This window comes from Rhodococcus sp. MPR-R1B, assembly GCF_058793255.1.
In genome coordinates this window covers 47156-63463 of the sequence record NZ_JBXAFO010000012.1, presented here as the reverse complement: position 1 = coordinate 63463, position 16308 = coordinate 47156, and the positions used below count along the sequence as shown (strand labels likewise).

General features: G+C 62.2%; 16 protein-coding genes. 8 read left to right on the top strand and 8 right to left on the bottom strand.

All coding sequences use genetic code 11. The features are described 5' to 3' along the window. Positions 1-4: 4 nt before the first annotated feature. Complete coding sequence (locus AC1Q61_RS18030) at positions 5-226, bottom strand: hypothetical protein (RefSeq protein ID WP_039973486.1); 222 nt, start codon at positions 224-226, stop codon at positions 5-7. A gap of 114 nt (positions 227-340) precedes the next feature. On the opposite strand from AC1Q61_RS18030, the gene AC1Q61_RS18025 reads away from it, so the two are divergent. Continuing rightward, positions 341-910 (top strand): DUF2231 domain-containing protein, encoded by a 570-nt coding sequence (locus AC1Q61_RS18025; protein ID WP_042923281.1) that lies wholly within the window; start codon positions 341-343, stop codon positions 908-910. 22 nt (positions 911-932) lie between these two features. Here the strand turns inward: AC1Q61_RS18025 and AC1Q61_RS18020 are convergent, their stop codons facing one another. Then, positions 933-1346 (bottom strand): DUF6292 family protein, encoded by a 414-nt coding sequence (locus AC1Q61_RS18020; RefSeq protein ID WP_003941464.1) that lies wholly within the window; start codon positions 1344-1346, stop codon positions 933-935. 120 nt (positions 1347-1466) lie between these two features. Between AC1Q61_RS18020 and AC1Q61_RS18015 the strand changes: the two genes are divergently transcribed. After that, entirely contained in the window at positions 1467-2735 is a 1269-nt protein-coding gene (locus AC1Q61_RS18015; RefSeq protein ID WP_003941555.1) for a glycosyltransferase, read from the top strand. A gap of 82 nt (positions 2736-2817) precedes the next feature. Here the strand turns inward: AC1Q61_RS18015 and AC1Q61_RS18010 are convergent, their stop codons facing one another. Next, complete coding sequence (locus tag AC1Q61_RS18010) at positions 2818-3261, bottom strand: STAS domain-containing protein (RefSeq protein WP_492651032.1); 444 nt, start codon at positions 3259-3261, stop codon at positions 2818-2820. Positions 3262-3652: 391 nt separating this feature from the next. Between AC1Q61_RS18010 and AC1Q61_RS18005 the strand changes: the two genes are divergently transcribed. Continuing rightward, on the top strand, positions 3653-4084 hold the full coding sequence (locus AC1Q61_RS18005) for an ATP-binding protein (protein WP_003941553.1): 432 nt from the start codon (positions 3653-3655) through the stop codon (positions 4082-4084). Beyond that, the gene (locus AC1Q61_RS18000) at positions 4081-4875 is read left to right on the top strand and encodes an RNA polymerase sigma factor SigF (RefSeq protein WP_003941515.1); all 795 of its coding nucleotides are present in this window, start codon (positions 4081-4083) and stop codon (positions 4873-4875) included. Before AC1Q61_RS18005 ends, AC1Q61_RS18000 begins: the two co-directional genes overlap by 4 nt. Before the next feature lie 37 nt (positions 4876-4912). Here the strand turns inward: AC1Q61_RS18000 and AC1Q61_RS17995 are convergent, their stop codons facing one another. The 4 genes from AC1Q61_RS17995 to aceA form a co-directional block, all read right to left on the bottom strand. After that, positions 4913-5953, bottom strand: a complete 1041-nt coding sequence (locus AC1Q61_RS17995; RefSeq protein ID WP_042452947.1) for an NAD(P)-dependent alcohol dehydrogenase — start codon at positions 5951-5953, stop codon at positions 4913-4915. 72 nt (positions 5954-6025) lie between these two features. Continuing rightward, on the bottom strand, positions 6026-8332 hold the full coding sequence (metE, locus tag AC1Q61_RS17990; RefSeq protein WP_003941510.1) for a 5-methyltetrahydropteroyltriglutamate--homocysteine S-methyltransferase: 2307 nt from the start codon (positions 8330-8332) through the stop codon (positions 6026-6028). 91 nt (positions 8333-8423) lie between these two features. Then, entirely contained in the window at positions 8424-9320 is an 897-nt protein-coding gene (locus AC1Q61_RS17985; RefSeq protein WP_003941541.1) for a 3-hydroxybutyryl-CoA dehydrogenase, read from the bottom strand. 184 nt (positions 9321-9504) lie between these two features. After that, positions 9505-10794, bottom strand: coding sequence for an isocitrate lyase (aceA, locus tag AC1Q61_RS17980; RefSeq protein WP_003941533.1), 1290 nt, complete (start codon positions 10792-10794; stop codon positions 9505-9507). Between the two features lie 504 nt (positions 10795-11298). Between aceA and AC1Q61_RS17975 the strand changes: the two genes are divergently transcribed. The 4 genes from AC1Q61_RS17975 (at position 11299) to ramB (ending at position 15181) form a co-directional block, all read left to right on the top strand. After that, a complete protein-coding gene (locus AC1Q61_RS17975) occupies positions 11299-11922 on the top strand; it encodes a serine/threonine protein kinase (RefSeq protein WP_223304378.1) in 624 nt (207 codons plus the stop codon). Between the two features lie 79 nt (positions 11923-12001). Next, the gene (locus tag AC1Q61_RS17970) at positions 12002-12289 is read left to right on the top strand and encodes an FmdB family zinc ribbon protein (protein WP_037129638.1); all 288 of its coding nucleotides are present in this window, start codon (positions 12002-12004) and stop codon (positions 12287-12289) included. 94 nt (positions 12290-12383) lie between these two features. Continuing rightward, a complete protein-coding gene (fmdA, locus tag AC1Q61_RS17965; protein ID WP_042923284.1) occupies positions 12384-13643 on the top strand; it encodes a formamidase in 1260 nt (419 codons plus the stop codon). A gap of 125 nt (positions 13644-13768) precedes the next feature. After that, complete coding sequence (ramB, locus tag AC1Q61_RS17960) at positions 13769-15181, top strand: acetate metabolism transcriptional regulator RamB (protein ID WP_003941547.1); 1413 nt, start codon at positions 13769-13771, stop codon at positions 15179-15181. 5 nt (positions 15182-15186) lie between these two features. Here the strand turns inward: ramB and AC1Q61_RS17955 are convergent, their stop codons facing one another. Next, positions 15187-16209 (bottom strand): alpha/beta hydrolase, encoded by a 1023-nt coding sequence (locus AC1Q61_RS17955; RefSeq protein WP_042923292.1) that lies wholly within the window; start codon positions 16207-16209, stop codon positions 15187-15189. Positions 16210-16308 lie beyond the last annotated feature (99 nt).

The window sequence follows — 16308 nt, the reverse complement described above, 5'->3', positions numbered from 1 at the left end:
CCGATCAGAACAGGTGTGGGGATTCGCGGTGCACTTTGTGGTCGTGACGCACAGTACTGGCGTACAGGGCTACCGCGAGGCCGATGCACGCGACGCCGGCGAGGCCGGCGATCAATGCCCAACCACCCTGGCCTGAACCTGCCGCCACCAGAAAACTGCCGAGGCAGACCACTGTGGCCAGCACCAGGAAATACGACGCCCACGCTGCAAAGAGATTGAGCTTCATCGTTCGCTCCTCCGGTCGGATCTCTTTCGTTTCGACCGTACGCCGGAGCATGACGGTCGACAAGACACCGCCGTCGCGAGGTTTCCCGACGTCTACGCCGGGTAGCCGAATTACATGGACATCGGAACTCTTTATCGCGGAATCGAATCCGCTCGCGGACTGGACGGTCCGTCCACTGGCCTCAGGCGCAGAATCCTCGAGATCACGGAGCGATCCGACCGATCGCGCACTGTCGCCGCACTTCTCCGCGGCGCCGCCGTCGGGCATCCCATCCATCCTGCCCTCGTGACCATTCCCGCGGGCGCGTGGACGGCTTCGTTGGTCTTCGATGTTCTAGGCGATCCGCAGACTGCACGACGGCTGATCGGGCTCGGATTGGTTTCGACTCCGCCGGTTCTGCTGACGGGATGGCTGGACTGGTCCGAACGTGGCGACGTCGCACGCCGAGTGGGGCTGGTGCACGCGGCGTCGAATGCAGTGGGGATCTGGTCTTTTGCGGCGTCGTACAGGCTACGCGGAAAGGACTCACTCGCGCTGGCGCGAGTGCTGTCGGTGCTGGGTCTCACCGCGGTCGGTGTCGGTGGCGCGCTCGGTGGTCACATCGTTTTCAAGCTCATGGACGATCCGGCCGTGGAGGCTGCAGCGACTCCGGTTCTCGATCCCATCCTGGATGTAGTCAACTGAGCCGATCGGACCTCGATACTGTTCAGGCGTAAGCACTTCCGGAGTAGCTCCGCAGTTCTCGCGCGGTCTCGTCCGAATCCGCCAATGGTCTGTTCATGACCCAGTGTGGGCTGCGCGTACCCAGTGTCGCGGCAAAATCGGCGACGGCGTCCGGGGTCGGCACTGCGTGTTCGCCCAGATATCCGAGAACGATGAGGTCCTCCCCTGATCTGGTCTCCACGGCCAGGGCCCAACCGCACGTCTCCTCCCACAGCAAAGCCACCTCGCGCCCGGGGAAACGCGGCACAGTTCGGTCCAATGCGATGTAAGCCTCCAGAGGGTGCTCGCGCCTGCAACACCACTGCTCGATGCCGGCCCCCACACCGACCGCCACCCGTTGTACGTACCGCTCGAACCCGAGTCCGACGGTTGCGTCGACCAGCATTTGTTCTGTCATCGAACCTCACTCCTCGCCATCGTGTTTGGAATGTGCCCAGCGCTGACCGCGTCGAAACCCGGTTCAGATCACGGACTCCGGGTATCCCCAGACGAACCGATCAAGTGGAGAGGGGACCCGATGAAGTACTCGCCCGCTATGGCTCCCGGACGAATGCTGAAGATCTCCATGGTGTCGGTGAACGCCGATCCACTCGCACCGGTGGGCTGCTCGGCAGCCGGTGCACAGAACCTGCACGTCGACGAACTGTCTGCCGCCTTGGTTCGTGCCGGACACGACGTCACCGTCTTCACCAGGCGTGCCCACGTCGGTGGGCCGGACCGCGTTCGCGCCCGCGCCGGGTACTCCGTCGACTATCTCGAGGCCGGCCCGACGCAGGCTCTTCCGGATGCCGACATCCTCCCTCACCTGGGAACCTTTGCCAGCATTCTGCGCGCTCAGTGGAGTACCGACCGACCCGATGTGGTGCACTCGCACTTCTGGATGTCCGGTGTGGCAACGGAACTCGCGACCCGATCGCTCGGCATCCCCGTACTTCAGACATTCCATTCCCTGGGATCTGCGGCGCACCGCCACCTCGGAGCAGCCGACGACAGCCCCTCGGAGCGGACTCACCTGGAACCGTTGATCGCCAGGGGCGCAACCCATGTCATCGCGACCAGTTCGGACGAAATCTTCGATCTGGTCCGGCAGGGATCACCGCGATCACGGACCACGATGGTGCCCTCGGGCGTGGACACCGAAGCATTCACCCCGGAGGGACCCGCCGCGAAGAAAACCGCACCGCATCGATTGATCTGCGTCGGAAGACTGGTGGAGCAGAAGGGCTTCGATGTTGCCGTCGCCGCGCTGGCTTCGCTGCCGGATACGGAGTTGGTGGTGATCGGCGGGCCACCCGTCGCGCAACTGAGCACCGACGAAGTGGCGATCCGCTTGGTCAAGCTCGCCGAGCGCCTCGGCGTCGCAGATCGCGTCCAATTATTGGGACGGGTTCCGCACCGCCAACTACCGAAACTGATGCGATCGGCCGACGCCCTCGTGTGCACCCCTCGATACGAACCGTTCGGAATCGCGGCGCTGGAAGCAATGGCGTGCGGAGTTCCCGTAGTCGCGACTCCTGTTGGCGGACTGCGGGATACGGTGATCGACGGACTCACCGGGCGTCGGGTCCCGGTCAACAACCCGGTGGAAACCGCGCGCGCAGTCCGCCATCTTCTCGACGACGAGGACGAAGGCGCGGCGTTTGCACGGCAGAGCCGGGCCCGAGCGTGCGAATCGTATTCGTGGGATCACGTCGCCACCGAAGTGGTCCGCACCTACGGCCGCTGCGTCACAGCACCGCCGAGAGCCCGCCAACACAAGGGCACTCACCGAAGTGAAGTGCACTGACGCTGACGGGCTCTACGAAACTGAATTCACGAAGGTGATTTCACGAAGGTGATTTCACGAAGCTTGGACTGAAACTGCGTGATCAAGCGGGGAAACGTCGGGTCTCTTCGAGTCCGATTGCATGATCGAGCGACTCGTAGCAGGCAAACATCGACTCCTGACCAGCTGCTTTGAGCAACCTTTGCACCGGGCGGGCGCAGACGAGCGCGAGTGTGCCGCCCACGTCGCGTGATCGCGTCGACAGGACCGACAGCACGGACAAGCCGCACGTCCCCATGAATTCGAGTTCGGATAGATCGACGACCAGCGTCCGGTCCGCGGCCACGTGGTACGTCAAGAAGTCACGAAAAGCATTGGCGCTCATCAGATCGATCTCACCACGAACTTTGATCACAGCGGTGTGTGCACTGATGCGGTGCGCGTGAAACGATGCGGTCGCTGTCCCGGTCGCGGGAGGTCCGTATTCTACCGATCCCTTCGCCGCGTTCGTAAAGCCTGAAATAGATGATCCTGGAACAACAGTCATGGTTCTCCCATCCCGCAACGGTTTACACTCTGCAAAAGAGAAGGGACCTCCGAAGGAGACGCACGATGAACGGGTCTCCAGAAATACGGATAAATCCCTCATCGGCTGTGTGCTCAACCTCGGTTTGAAACAGTACGCCAGCATGACGGACGTCACAAGTGCGTTGCGACCATTCGTTTCGGTGTTCCGAACAAAAATGTGGTTTGGTCTGCGGTTCCGCGAGGTAATCCGATGTTGCGATCGCCAACGGTCGTGAGCAGAATCGTGTCGTTTACCCCGGCACCACCATCGACCAAATTTCGTGTTCGGGGGTCACTGTGAAGGTCGGGATGGGTATCGTTCTCGGCACCAGACTTCACCGCGACCCCTGGTACGACGATCCGGAGAACTTATGGCACACCTCAGCGCACTCGAGCCCGATCAGGATCAGACTCAGCCAGTTGTGGAGTTGAGGATTCAAGCGACTCTCGATCAGCTGTCGATTTTGCGTGCACTGGCCGCCACCGTTGCCATTCAGGAAAACTTCGACCTCGACGCCATCGCCGACATCAAACTGGCCATGGACGAAATCTGTACGCATCTGATCGTTCGCGCTGCGCCTGATTCGGTTCTGGTGTGTCGGTTCGTCTTCACGCCCCCGCAATTGCACGTGTCCGTGTCCACGACGACCACGGAGTACGAGGACAGCAGTCAGCGTTCGTTCGGGTGGCACATCCTCACCGAACTCACCGATTCGATTTCGCTCGACCAGGAAGAGAACCTCGGCGGCGTCGGCTACATCACCACCATGAAGTTCACCAAGGCCCTCAGCGGGCGCCTGTGACCGCTTCCGCAGACGGCCCGTCACGCCCGCGTCGGCGGTCCACCGACGAATATCGGGACGTAATACCAGTTTTCGAGGAACTGCGGACCCTCGAGCCCCACAGCCCGGAGTACGAACGAGTGCGCACTGCACTCATCACCAGATGCCTACCGTTGGCCGAGCACATCGCCAGACGATTCGACGGTCGTGGCGAGGCACACGACGATCTGGTTCAGGTGGCGCGTCTCGGTCTGGTCAACGCCGTCGACCGTTTCGATTCCACGCGCGGATCCGATTTCGTCTCGTTCGCAGTTCCCACCGTCATGGGCGAGGTTCGACGACACTTCCGCGACACCGGTTGGGCATTGCGGGTTCCCCGCCGGATGAAGGAGTTGCACTTCCAACTCGGGCAGGCCATCAGCGAGCTGTCACAACAGCTCGGGCACGCGCCGACCGTCGACGAGTTGGCCGAGACGTTGGGGATCGAACGCGAAGAAGTTGCCCAGGCCTTGATCGCCGGCAACGCGTATCAGACGGTCTCAGTCGACGGTGCCGCGTCCAATCACACCGACGATCTCCCGCTCGTGGAGACACTCGGTGACTACGACGCAGCTCTCGAGAACGTCGAGAATCACGAGGCGTTGCGTCCGCTTCTCGACAAGCTGCCCGAGCGAGAGCGGACGGTGTTGATGCTCAGATTCTTCGGAAATCTGACGCAGACACAGATCGCCGAGAAAGTCGGTGTGTCCCAGATGCACGTGTCGAGGTTGCTCGCGAAGACATTGAGTAATCTTCGCGAGCAACTCGACTGAGCTCCGCGAACAATTCGACTGAGCAGGACCGAGCGGGTCAGATTGTTGCGGTGTCGATCACGAATCGGTATCGGACGTCGCTCTTGATCACGCGCTCGTAAGCGTCGTTGATGTCGCTCGCCGGGATCAGTTCGATTTCTGCGCCGATGCCGTGCTCGGCGCAGAAGTCGAGCATCTCCTGTGTCTGCGGAATACCGCCGACCATGGAGCCGGCGAGGCTACGACGGTTTGCGGCGAGCGAGAATGCTCGAACTTCGATCGGCTTCTCGGGCAGGCCGAGTTCGACGAGAGTGCCGTTGATGGCGAGCAAGGACATGTAGGCGTCGATGTCGAGGTTGACCGAGACCGTGTTGAGGATCAGGTCGAACTCGCCACGAAGAGCCTTGAACGTCTCACGGTCGTTGGTCGCGTAGTAGTGATCGGCACCGAGACGAAGGCCGTCTTCCTTCTTGCCGAGCGTCTGGCTCAGGACGGTGACTTCCGCGCCGAGCGCCTTGGCGATCTTCACACCGACGTGACCGAGGCCGCCGAACCCGATGATGGCGACCTTCTTGCCGGGGCCGGCATTCCAGTGCCGCAGCGGTGAGTACAAGGTGATGCCCGCGCACAGGAGCGGCGCTGCAACGTCGAGTTCGATGCCCTCCGGGATCGAGAGCACGAAGTGCTCGGTGACGACGATGTGCGTCGAGTAGCCACCCTGAGTGCGCTCGCCGTCGCGGCCGGTGGCGTTGTACGTACCCGTCACACCCTTGCGGCAGTACTGCTCTTCACCGGCGGTGCAGGCGTCGCACTCCCCGCACGAGTCGACGAAGCAGCCGACGCCCACTCGGTCGCCGACCTTGTGCTTGGTGACATCGGACCCCACGGCGGCGACGACGCCGGCGATTTCGTGTCCGGGGACGATCGGGTACTTCGCTCCGCCCCACTCGTTGCGAGCGGTGTGGATGTCGGAATGGCAGATGCCGGCAAATTTGATGTCGATGAGAATGTCCAGTGGACCGAGCTCGCGGCGTTCGACAGTGGTCTTCTCGAGGGGACCGTCAGCGGACGTCGCGGCATAAGCAGCAGCAGTAACCATGCACACATGCCTACCCGTGCATGGAGGGACCTGCAACTCGCAGGCCCCTCCATGACTTGTTCTTTACGTGACTTACCCGGCGTCGCGCTCGGCTTGCTCGGCCCGACGACGCAGGCGCCTCGCGGCCGCAACCATATTGCGCAGCGAAGGCTCGAGTTGCCACGGATGGCGGGTCTTGAGGCCGCCGTCCGGGTTTGCCCACAAGCGATCGAGAGAGATCGATTCGCTTGCCTCAGTGAGCAATTCGTCGAGTTCGTCGATGTCGGGAATCCGAGCCGAGCGAGATTCGTAGACACCGGGGCCGACGCCGTGCGTGAGCGCGCCTTCCTTGAGTGCTTCGAGAACCCACGTGATGGAGCGGGTCGCGACGATAGCCGTCACATCGGCGTCCAACCGTTCGATGGCGTCGACCACCGACGACCGAGCGGAGTACGTCAAATGTGTGTGGATCTGTGTTTCCGGCTTCGCTCCACCTGTTGCCAGACGGAACGCGTCGACGGCCCACTCCAGGTAGGCCTCCCGGCCGTCCTCACGCAGTGGCAGCAGTTCACGAATTGCCGGTTCGTCCACCTGGATGATGGCGATTCCGGCAGCTTCGAGATCCGCGATTTCGTCTCGAATGACAAGTGCCAGTTGCTCTGCCGTTTCGTAGAGCGGCTGATCCTGGCGAACGAACGAACGGGCGATCATGGTGACCGGACCCGTCAGCATGCCCTTGACCGGCTTGTCGGTCAGCGACTGCGCGTACGCAATCCACTCGACCGTCATCGGCTTCGGACGTGCGATGTCGCCGTAGAGAATCGGCGGACGCGTGCACCGAGATCCGTAGGCCTGAACCCAACCGTTGTGCGTGAAGGCATAGCCCTCGAGCAGTTCGGCGAAGTACTGGACCATGTCGTTGCGCTCGTGCTCGCCGTGCACGAAAACATCGAGACCGATGTCCTCTTGCAGACGGATTGTGCGCTCGATCTCTTCCTGGATGCGCTTGTAGTAGTCGTCCCACTCCAAACGCCCCTGGCCGAGTTCGTAACGAGCCTGGCGAATCGCGTCGGTCTGCGGGAACGAACCCAGTGTCTGGGCCGGCACCAACGGCAGATTCAACCGTTCCTGCTGAGCCTTACGACGCTCCTCGTACGGTGCACGCACACGATCTTCGGGCTTGATCGCGTTCACCCGAGCACGGACAGCGTGCTTGAGCTTGAAGTGCACCTTCGTCGGACGCTTACGCCACTTGTCCGAAGGACCTTCGGTGAGCGCCTTCGCCAGTGAGACGACTTCGCCGACCTTCTGCTTCGCAAAAGCCAGACGGTCTGCGACGTCTCCCGGAATGTCGTACTCGGAGAGCACGTCGTACGGCACGTGCAGCAGCGACGACGACGTGGAGACGACGAGGTCAGGCACAACGTCTTTGAGTTCGTTCAGGTACGTCAAGGTGTTGAACCTGTCGACGCGCCAGACGTTGCGACCGTCGACGACGCCCGCGTAGATGCGCTTGCGCTTGATGTTCGGCACCGCGGCCAGTTCCTCGGCCGTGATCTTGCCGTGCACCAGGTCCAGACCGAAGGCTTCGATCTTGGTGGGCGCCAAGATGTTGAGGGCTTCGCCGAACTTGCCGTACGGACCCGTCACCAACAGGCGCGGGCGCAGCGGGGCCGTCGAAAGCTTCTCGTACGCACGTCCCAGAGCGGCTAGCTCCTCGGGGGTGCGGTCCTCGGTGACCGAAGGCTCGTCCAACTGAACACAGGTCGCACCGGCCTTGGCGAGCTGCTCGAAGAGCTTCTCGTACTCGGGCAGGAGCGCGTCCAACAGGTCGAGCGGGGTGAAGTTCGGATCGGACTTCTCGGTGGCAGGTCCGACCTTCGAAAGCAGAAGCAGCGAGACGGGCCCCATGATGACGGGGCGCAATTCGATGCCGCGCGCCTTCGCACGTTCGAACTCGTCGAGAAGTGCATCCGAGTTGAGCGAGAACACTGTGTTCGCGTCGATCTCGGGCTGACGGTAGTAGTAGTTCGTACCGAAGAAGCGCACCAGCTCGAGAGGCGGGAAGTCCGGGCGGCCGCGGGCCATCGTGAAGTAGAAATCGAGCGGCTCGAGGGCGCCCTCGAGCGGCTTGAACCGCTCCGGCACTGCGCCGAAGAGCAGCGCATTGTCGAGCACGTGATCGTAGAAGGAGAAGGTGTTGCCGGGAACCTGGCTCAATCCCGTCGCAGCCAATTCGCTCCAGGTCGATTCCTGGAGTTCCTTGGCGACCGCGAGAAGTGCGTCCTTGTCCGAAGTGCCGTGCCAGTAGGACTCGAGGGCGCGCTTGAGCTCACGGCGCGGCCCGATGCGCGGATACCCCAGGACGCTGGAGCCGAATGCTGCAGTGCTGCTGGACATGCGGTCGACCTTTCTAACCGAGGGGCGCGAGCGCCCTGTGCGCCTTTGTGGTAGCCGGAACTACCAGAAAGGCGCACAGGGGCGTTGGGCCTTAGCTTGCCTGCTTGGTGGAGCGACCGTTGTCGGCGTATTCGTAGAAGCCCGCGCCGGACTTCTTGCCGGTCAAGCCGGCTTCGACCATACGCAGGAGCAGCGGCGGAGCGGAGTACAGCGGCTCCTTGAACTCTTCGTACATGGAGTCGGCGATGGACTTGACGGTGTCGAGTCCGACCAGGTCCGTCAGAGCCAGCGGACCCATGGGGTGCGCGAGGCCGAGAACCGTTGCCTTGTCGATGTCTTCCTTGGTCGCGAAGCCCGACTCGACCATGCGGATCGCCGAGAGCAGGTACGGCACCAGGAGTGCGTTGACGACGAAGCCGGAGCGGTCGGCACTGCGGACGACCTGCTTGCCGAGGATGTCGCTGGCAAAAGCCTCGGCGCGCTGCGAGACGGAGGCACTGGTCTTGAGCGTCGTCACCAATTCGACGAGCGGCAGAACCGGAACCGGGTTGAAGAAGTGCATGCCGATGACTCGCTCGGGACGCTTGGTCGAGATGCCGAGCTTCATGATCGGGATCGACGACGTGTTGGACGCGAGAACCGCATCCGGGTCCGTCACGACCGCGTCGAGCTCGGCGAAGATTTCGCTCTTGATCTTCTCGTCTTCGACGACGGCCTCCACGACGAGCTGGCGGTCCGCGAAATCTCCCAGATCGGAGGTGAAACGCAGACGCCATGCGGCCTGCTCACGCTCACGTTCTGTGATCTTTCCGCTGCTCACGCCGCGGTCGAGCGAACGCAGGATGCGTGAACGCCCGGCTGCTGCAAGCTCGCGAGTCTGCTCGAAGACCAGAACATCGACATGTGCGCGGGCGCACACCTCGGCGATTCCGGCACCCATGATTCCGGCGCCGATAACGCCGACGCGCTGAATTTTTTCGCTGGTCACGTCAGCTCCTTGTTTGTCTCGTGGAGTTTGTCTGGTGAAGGTGTTGCAAAACAAGCACTTCGAACTGCGTCGACGCTGGTGGCCGACGCAATCGGAACTGCCTTGAAGACGAGAGAAAGTAGTGCGGTGATACAAGCAGGGGAGAGACCCGAAGCCGAGCCTCTCCCCCACCCGAAGTCAGTTCTTAGTGGAACTGTCCCTCTTCGGTGGAGCCCTTGAGAGCTGCCGTCGAGGTGTTGGGGTCAACGGTGGTGGCGATGGTGTCGAAGTAGCCGGCGCCAACCTCACGCTGGTGCTTGATGGCGGTGAAGCCACGCTCTTCGGCAGCCTTGAACTCGCGCTCCTGCAGGTCGACGAATGCCGTCATGCCTTCGCGGGCGTAGCCGTAGGCAAGGTCGAACATGCCGTAGTTGAGCGAGTGGAAGCCGGCCAGCGTGATGAACTGGAACTTGAAGCCCATTGCGCCGAGCTCCTTCTGGAACTTCGCGATGGTCGCGTCGTCCAGGTGCGCCTTCCAGTTGAAGGAAGGGGAGCAGTTGTAGGCCAGGAGCTGGTCCGGGAATTCGCTGCGAACGGACTCGGCGAACTTCTTTGCAACCTCGAGATCCGGCACGCCGGTCTCCATCCAGATGAGGTCTGCGTACGGTGCGTAAGCCTTGGCGCGAGCGATGCAGGGCTCGATGCCGTTCTTGACGCCGTAGAAGCCTTCAGCCGTGCGGGTTCCGTCGAGGAACGGGCGGTCGCGCTCGTCCACGTCGGAGGTGATGAGGGTTGCGGCCTCAGCGTCGGTGCGGGCGATGATGACGGACGGAACGTCCGCAACGTCGGAAGCCAGGCGAGCCGAGGTCAGGGTGCGGATGTGCTGCTGCGTGGGGATGAGCACCTTGCCACCGAGGTGGCCGCACTTCTTCTCCGAAGCGAGCTGATCCTCCCAGTGGACACCGGCAGCGCCGGCGCCGATCATGGCCTTCTGCAGCTCGTAAGCGTTGAGAGCGCCACCGAAGCCGGCTTCGGCGTCGGCAACGATCGGAGCGAGCCAGTTGCTGACGGAGGTGTCACCCTCGGTCTTGGCGATCTCGTCGGCGCGCAGCAGTGCATTGTTGATGCGACGGACGACGGTCGGAACCGAGTTGGCCGGGTAGAGGCTCTGGTCCGGGTACGTGTGGCCCGAGAGGTTCGCATCGCCGGCAACCTGCCAACCGGAGAGGTAGATGGCCTTCAGGCCGGCGCGAACCTGCTGCACAGCCATATTGCCGGTAAGTGCACCGAGGGAGTTGATGTAGTCCTCGTTGTTCACGAGATCCCACAGGATCTCGGATCCGCGACGAGCGAGGGTCTGCTCCTCGACGACGGTGCCCTGGAGCTTGACGACCTGATCGGCCGTGTAGTTACGAGTAACGCCCTTCCAGCGAGGGTTGGTGTCCCAATCCTGCTGGAGCTCAGCTGCGGTCTTCGGGGTGCCGGTGGTCGACATCAAGACTCCATCTCTTTGATCTGCTGGTCCGGCCTGTTGTGAGCAGTACGTGCGTACTACTTCACATACTTGCCAGGCCCTTCTTGTGTACTTACCGAGAATGGCACATCGAAAAAGTGCCGTCTACCTGTCGCTAATGCCAATCTTCGCTACCTTTTCAACACACTTTGCTAAGTCTGTGAAGATTCCTACGCGGCTGGTACTACCCAATCGGACAGGTTCCGTACTGGCGAGTAGGAAAGAAACCGCAGGCTGTGAACGAAATGCACTCAACTCTGCCGCTTGCGAATTCCGGCAGTTCGCACGCCACTCGGAACAGGCCTGTCCGCTACTTCGGAGCCAACTTCACTACCCGCGAGTGACCGCAATCACTCCTCGGCAACAGCCTTCGCTCGGGCGATTCCAGGGATCTACCCGTCAGAAAGCCACAGACAACCCATTCGCCGGCCATATGCTGTCGAACCATGACTTGTCGTTCGACGCCCCCGACCGGGCGATAAAGCGGTGCCGGACAACTATCAGCGGCCACCGAACAACCAGGCATGGTCGCAATCCGGTCCACAGCCGCCGCAGTTGGGCTACCGAGCCGCGCCGCAGTCGTATCCCCCGCCCCAGGGATTCCCGCCTGCACCGCCACGTGGAAATCCGCCGCCGCGTCGGCCCGGCTGGGTGATTCCGGTATCCGTAATCGGAGTCATCACTGTGTTGGCTCTCTTCGGCGGGCTTGCCTGGGTCCTCTGGCCGAAGGACGTCCCCAACTCGGCCGCCGGTGGCGCCGCCCACACCACCATCAGCGCCGCGAACACACCCGGCACCACGACAACCGCTCCCAGCACGACATCCCCGACGACCACACGCGCCGCGAACTTCCCGGCCGGTGCGTCCGCCTGCCCCGGCGGGCAGCCGGCCGGAAGTTACAAGGAGTCCGCGACAAGTGGGGGCAAAACTTCATGTGAGTTTGCCGAGGCGGTTCGGATCGCCTACGGGAACTCCGGTGCAACCGGTGCATCCAGCACCGTGTCCGCACGTAGTCCGGTGACCGGCAAGGAGTACACGATGGCATGCAAGGTGACCTCCGGCATCGTCACCTGTACCGGCGGAGACAACGCGGTTGTGTACTTGCGCTGACGGGCGCAATTGCGGCATCGGCAACCCGGTGCGTGTCGTTCCAGTGTCGCACTTACGGATCCTCCGATAGCGTGACCGCATGCCTCTGTACGAGTTTCGCTGTACCGGCTGCGGCCCGCTCGAGCGGTCGTTCGCGATGGCCGAAGTGCCCCAGTCGATTACTTGCCCCCAGTGCAGTCTCGAGTCCAAGCGGGTGGTCTCGTCTCCCCGGTTGAGTCACGCGTCGTCGGCCGCGATGGGTCTACTGGACAGCACTGCTCGATCGGCTCACGAGCCTGCCGTGGTCAGTGGGTCGCTACCCGGCCGCGGCCGGCAATCTGCGCCGACTACGTCCAATCCGTTGCACCGCAAGCTACCTCGCCCCTGAGCGTCCTCACCGCGCGCCCTCGCCGTGAGTCCCGATCCGACACGAAAGTCCTGCCGCCACGAGTTTTCCGTTTCTTCGAGAATGAGGAGTGCATATGCCTGAACTGCTGTTTCCACTCGATTCCGCCAAGAAATTCACCGACCAGGCAATCGTCGGCCACAATCGGTGGCACCCGGACATCCCAGCGGCGGTGACGGTGAAACCCGGTGATGCGTTTCGTGTCCATTGCCGCGAATGGTTCGACGGCGCAATACACAACGACGACTCGGCCGACGACATTCTCAATGCACCACTGACCACGGTCCACACGCTGTCCGGCCCCTTTGCCGTCGAAGGCGCGAAGCCCGGCGACCTCTTGATCGTCGACATCTTGGATATCGGGCCTATCCCCCAAGAAGATTCGGGTCCGTTGGCCGGCCAAGGCTGGGGGTACACCGGCATCTTCCCTCGGAACAACGGCGGTGGCTTCCTCACCGAACAGTTCCCCGACGCGTACAAGGCCGTCTGGGATTTCTCCGGCCAAACGGCGACGTCGCGTCACATTCCGCACGTCTCGTTCACGGGCATCGTCCACCCGGGACTCATGGGCACGGCTCCGTCGGCAGCCTTGCTCGCCAAGTGGAATGCCCGCGAGGGCGCCCTCATTGCCACCGATCCCAATCGGGTTCCCCCGCTTGCACTTCCGCCCGAGCCCCGCGATGCAGTACTGGGAACCTTGACCGGTGACGAGTACACACGCGTGGCCGGCGAGGCGGCTCGTACCGCTCCCCCGCGTGAGAACGGCGGAAACCAGGACATCAAGAACCTCACCAAGGGCAGCCGAATCTTCTATCCGGTGTTCGTGGACGGTGCGAATCTGTCGGTCGGCGATCTTCACTTCTCCCAGGGCGACGGTGAGATCACTTTCTGCGGTGCCATCGAGATGGGCGGCTTCATCGATCTTCGTGTGGACATCATCAAGGGCGGAATGGATACCTACGGTGTTTCCGAGAACGCCATCTTCATGCCGGGCAACACGGATCCGCAGTATTCCGAGTGGCTTGCGTTCTCGGGCACTTCCGTCACGTTGGACGGCGAACAGAAGTACCTGGATTCACATCTGTCCTACCAGCGTGCGTGCCTGCATGCGATCGAGTATCTGACCAAGTTCGGGTACGCGCCAGAGCAGGCGTACCTGCTACTCGGCGCGGCGCCGATCGAGGGCCGCCTGTCGGGTGTCGTGGATATCCCCAACTCGTGTTCGACGGTCTATCTCCCGACTGCGATCTTCGACTTCCCCCTTGCACCCTCGTCGAGCGGGCCGTTCCAGATCGATCCCGGAATCGGCGCCCCGCGTTCGGAGAACAGGGTCTAGGCCTCCGGCCCCGTGAGTGGTTAGGGAGTGCCGAGGCTCCTCAACCACTCACGGGGGCGGAGCCCCTGTGCGAAGACTGCGAACCCACCTTTGCGAAGCCGGACTGTCACTCGTATCCTGGGAAAATGTCGAAAACCTTTGTCGGTGTCCGGCTCCGCCAACTGCGGACCGAGCGCGGGTTGAGTCAGGCTTCGCTGGCCAAGACGCTCGAGATCTCGGCAAGCTATCTCAATCAGATCGAGCACGACGTCCGGCCACTCACCGTGCCGGTGCTCCTGCGAATCAGTGAAGTCTTCGGTGTCGACACCACCTTCTTCTCCCCGCAGGACGACACACGCCTGATCGCGGAAATGCGTGAAGTTGCCCTCGATCAAGAGATGGGTATCGACGCCGACGCCCACGAAATCGCGGAGATGGTCTCCACCCACCCGGGCCTGGCCAAGGCGATGGTGAACATGCATCGCCGCTTCCGGAACACGACGGCGCAGCTCGCCGCAGCCACGGAGGACCGTTTCTCGGACGGCAGCGGCAGCGGTTCGATCACCATGCCGCACGAGGAAGTGCGCGACTACTTCTATCAGCGACAGAACTACATCCACGATCTCGACACCGCGGCCGAAGAACTCACTGCCCGGATGCGCTTTCACCGTGGCGACGTCGCCGGCGAGATCGCCAGACGCCTCGAGTCCGTCCATGACGTGCAGATCGTTCGACGAGTCGACTTGGGCGAGAACATACTTCATCGCTACGACCCGGACACCAGGGTCCTGGAAATTTCCGCACGACTCTCCGGCGGGCAACAGGTCTTCAAGTTCGCGACAGAACTCGCATACCTCGAGCATGGCGACCTGCTCGACTCGTTGGTGGCCGAGGGCAACTTCACCAGCGAAGCGTCGGTCTCCCTGGCGAAGCTTGGTTTGGCCAACTATTTCGCCGCGGCCACCGTGCTGCCCTACAGCCAGTTTCACGAGGTTGCCGAGGACTTCCGGTACGACATCGAGCGTATGTCTGCCTTCTATTCCGCGAGCTACGAGACGATCTGCCACCGCCTCTCGACCCTGCAGCGCCCCAAACTTCGCGGGGTTCCGTTCATGTTCGTGCGTGTCGATCGTGCCGGAAACATGTCGAAGCGTCAGTCCGCCACCGGATTCCACTTCTCCACCAGCGGCGGTACGTGTCCGCTGTGGAACGTCTACGAGACGTTCTCGTATCCGGGCAAGATCATGCCTCAGATCGCACAGATGCCCGACGGCCGCCGATACCTCTGGGTTGCTCGCACGGTCGAACGTCGAGCGGCTCGATACGGACAGCCCGCAAAGATCTTCGCCATCGGATTGGGATGCGAGATTCGACACGCCCACCGACTCGTCTACAGCGACGGTCTGGATCTGGACGAGTCGAATCCGGGAACGCCGATCGGCTCGGGCTGCCGTGTCTGCGAACGCCTCAATTGTCCGCAGCGTGCCTTCCCTCCGTTGGGTAAAGACCTCGACATCAGCGAGCACCGGAGTTCGATTTCGCCGTACGTGATTCGCTGACCGCGCTAACGCACATGGTCGCGCAGGAACGCGACTGTGCGATCGAACGCGACCATCCCGTCCACGGTGTCGAGGTCGAACTGATATTCGTGGTCGAGTGCAGGCTCGTGATCGTCCGGGTAGAACAGTGCATCGACCTCGACGCCCAGATCGGCGAGCCGTTCTGCCATGGGTTTCGACTGGCTGGCGGTCAGTGGGTCGACATTTCCGCCGGTGATGAACGTCGCTGGAAAGTCCGAGGTCACATGACCCAGTGTCGACATCTGACCCACTGCAGTCGACCCGTCGAAGTCCCTCGTTCCGAGGTACCCCCACAGCGATTGCTTGTCGACGCCCCAACCGAAGTACTTCCCCTGTGACAGCAGCGGTTTCAGATCGAAGACCCCACAGTCGAGGACAACTCCGCGTATCTGCTCGGGACGTAATGCCGGCTCCACACCCATTTCCGACGCGTAGTCAGGGCTGGTCATGACGGTCGCCAACTGACTGGACAACTGCGCGCCTGCCGAATCTCCGGCAAGAAAGAGGTTGTTCGAATCGACATGCAACCTGTCCGCATTGCTCACGATGAATCGATACGCGTCGTTAAGCTGATTCACTGCGGTGGGGTAATACGCGTCCGGCCCCAGTGAATAGTCCACCGAAATCACAGTGAACCCTTGATCGGCCAGTAGTTTGAAGTAACCGTCGGTGTCGGTTTTCGAACCCGCTATCCAGCCGCCGCCGTGCACCCAGACCACCGTCGGTAGCGCCGAAGTGGACTCCGACGGGTAGTAGACGTCGAGTTGTGCATCGTCGTCGCCTTCGCGGTACGACTGATCGAGGACCGAGACGATTCCTGATGGTGCATGTCTGTCGAGTTGTGCGTGTGTCGCTTCGGAGCCACCCGCTGACATCCACCGTACGACGAGAACTCCTGGCCACGGACTGACGAGTGCCGCGGTTACCCCGGACAGCAGAATGACGACGAATACCGCCGCGGTTCCGACAATGCGCCTTCGCCGTCTGTCGGGGGAAGACGCGCGCACAACAACTCCTGGGGTCGGATCGGATTCACCCAGGCTAGACCAAAAGGACTAGTTGAGAATTCCCTGGCAACGCACCCGCGGAGCTTTGTCCAAAATGAC

Excerpts from the sequence above, each read along its gene's own strand:
- AC1Q61_RS18005 (WP_003941553.1), top strand. The coding sequence starts at position 3,653 with ATGGCACACCTCAGCGCACTCGAGCCCGATCAGGATCAGACTCAGCCA.
- AC1Q61_RS18020 (WP_003941464.1), bottom strand. The coding sequence starts at position 1,346 with ATGACAGAACAAATGCTGGTCGACGCAACCGTCGGACTCGGGTTCGAG.
- metE (WP_003941510.1), bottom strand. The coding sequence starts at position 8,332 with ATGTCCAGCAGCACTGCAGCATTCGGCTCCAGCGTCCTGGGGTATCCG.
- AC1Q61_RS17995 (WP_042452947.1), bottom strand. The coding sequence starts at position 5,953 with ATGGTTACTGCTGCTGCTTATGCCGCGACGTCCGCTGACGGTCCCCTC.
- AC1Q61_RS18010 (WP_492651032.1), bottom strand. The coding sequence starts at position 3,261 with ATGACTGTTGTTCCAGGATCATCTATTTCAGGCTTTACGAACGCGGCG.
- aceA (WP_003941533.1), bottom strand. The coding sequence starts at position 10,794 with ATGTCGACCACCGGCACCCCGAAGACCGCAGCTGAGCTCCAGCAGGAT.
- AC1Q61_RS18015 (WP_003941555.1), top strand. The coding sequence starts at position 1,467 with ATGAAGTACTCGCCCGCTATGGCTCCCGGACGAATGCTGAAGATCTCC.
- AC1Q61_RS18030 (WP_039973486.1), bottom strand. The coding sequence starts at position 226 with ATGAAGCTCAATCTCTTTGCAGCGTGGGCGTCGTATTTCCTGGTGCTG.
- AC1Q61_RS18025 (WP_042923281.1), top strand. The coding sequence starts at position 341 with ATGGACATCGGAACTCTTTATCGCGGAATCGAATCCGCTCGCGGACTG.
- fmdA (WP_042923284.1), top strand. The coding sequence starts at position 12,384 with ATGCCTGAACTGCTGTTTCCACTCGATTCCGCCAAGAAATTCACCGAC.
- AC1Q61_RS17970 (WP_037129638.1), top strand. The coding sequence starts at position 12,002 with ATGCCTCTGTACGAGTTTCGCTGTACCGGCTGCGGCCCGCTCGAGCGG.
- ramB (WP_003941547.1), top strand. The coding sequence starts at position 13,769 with ATGTCGAAAACCTTTGTCGGTGTCCGGCTCCGCCAACTGCGGACCGAG.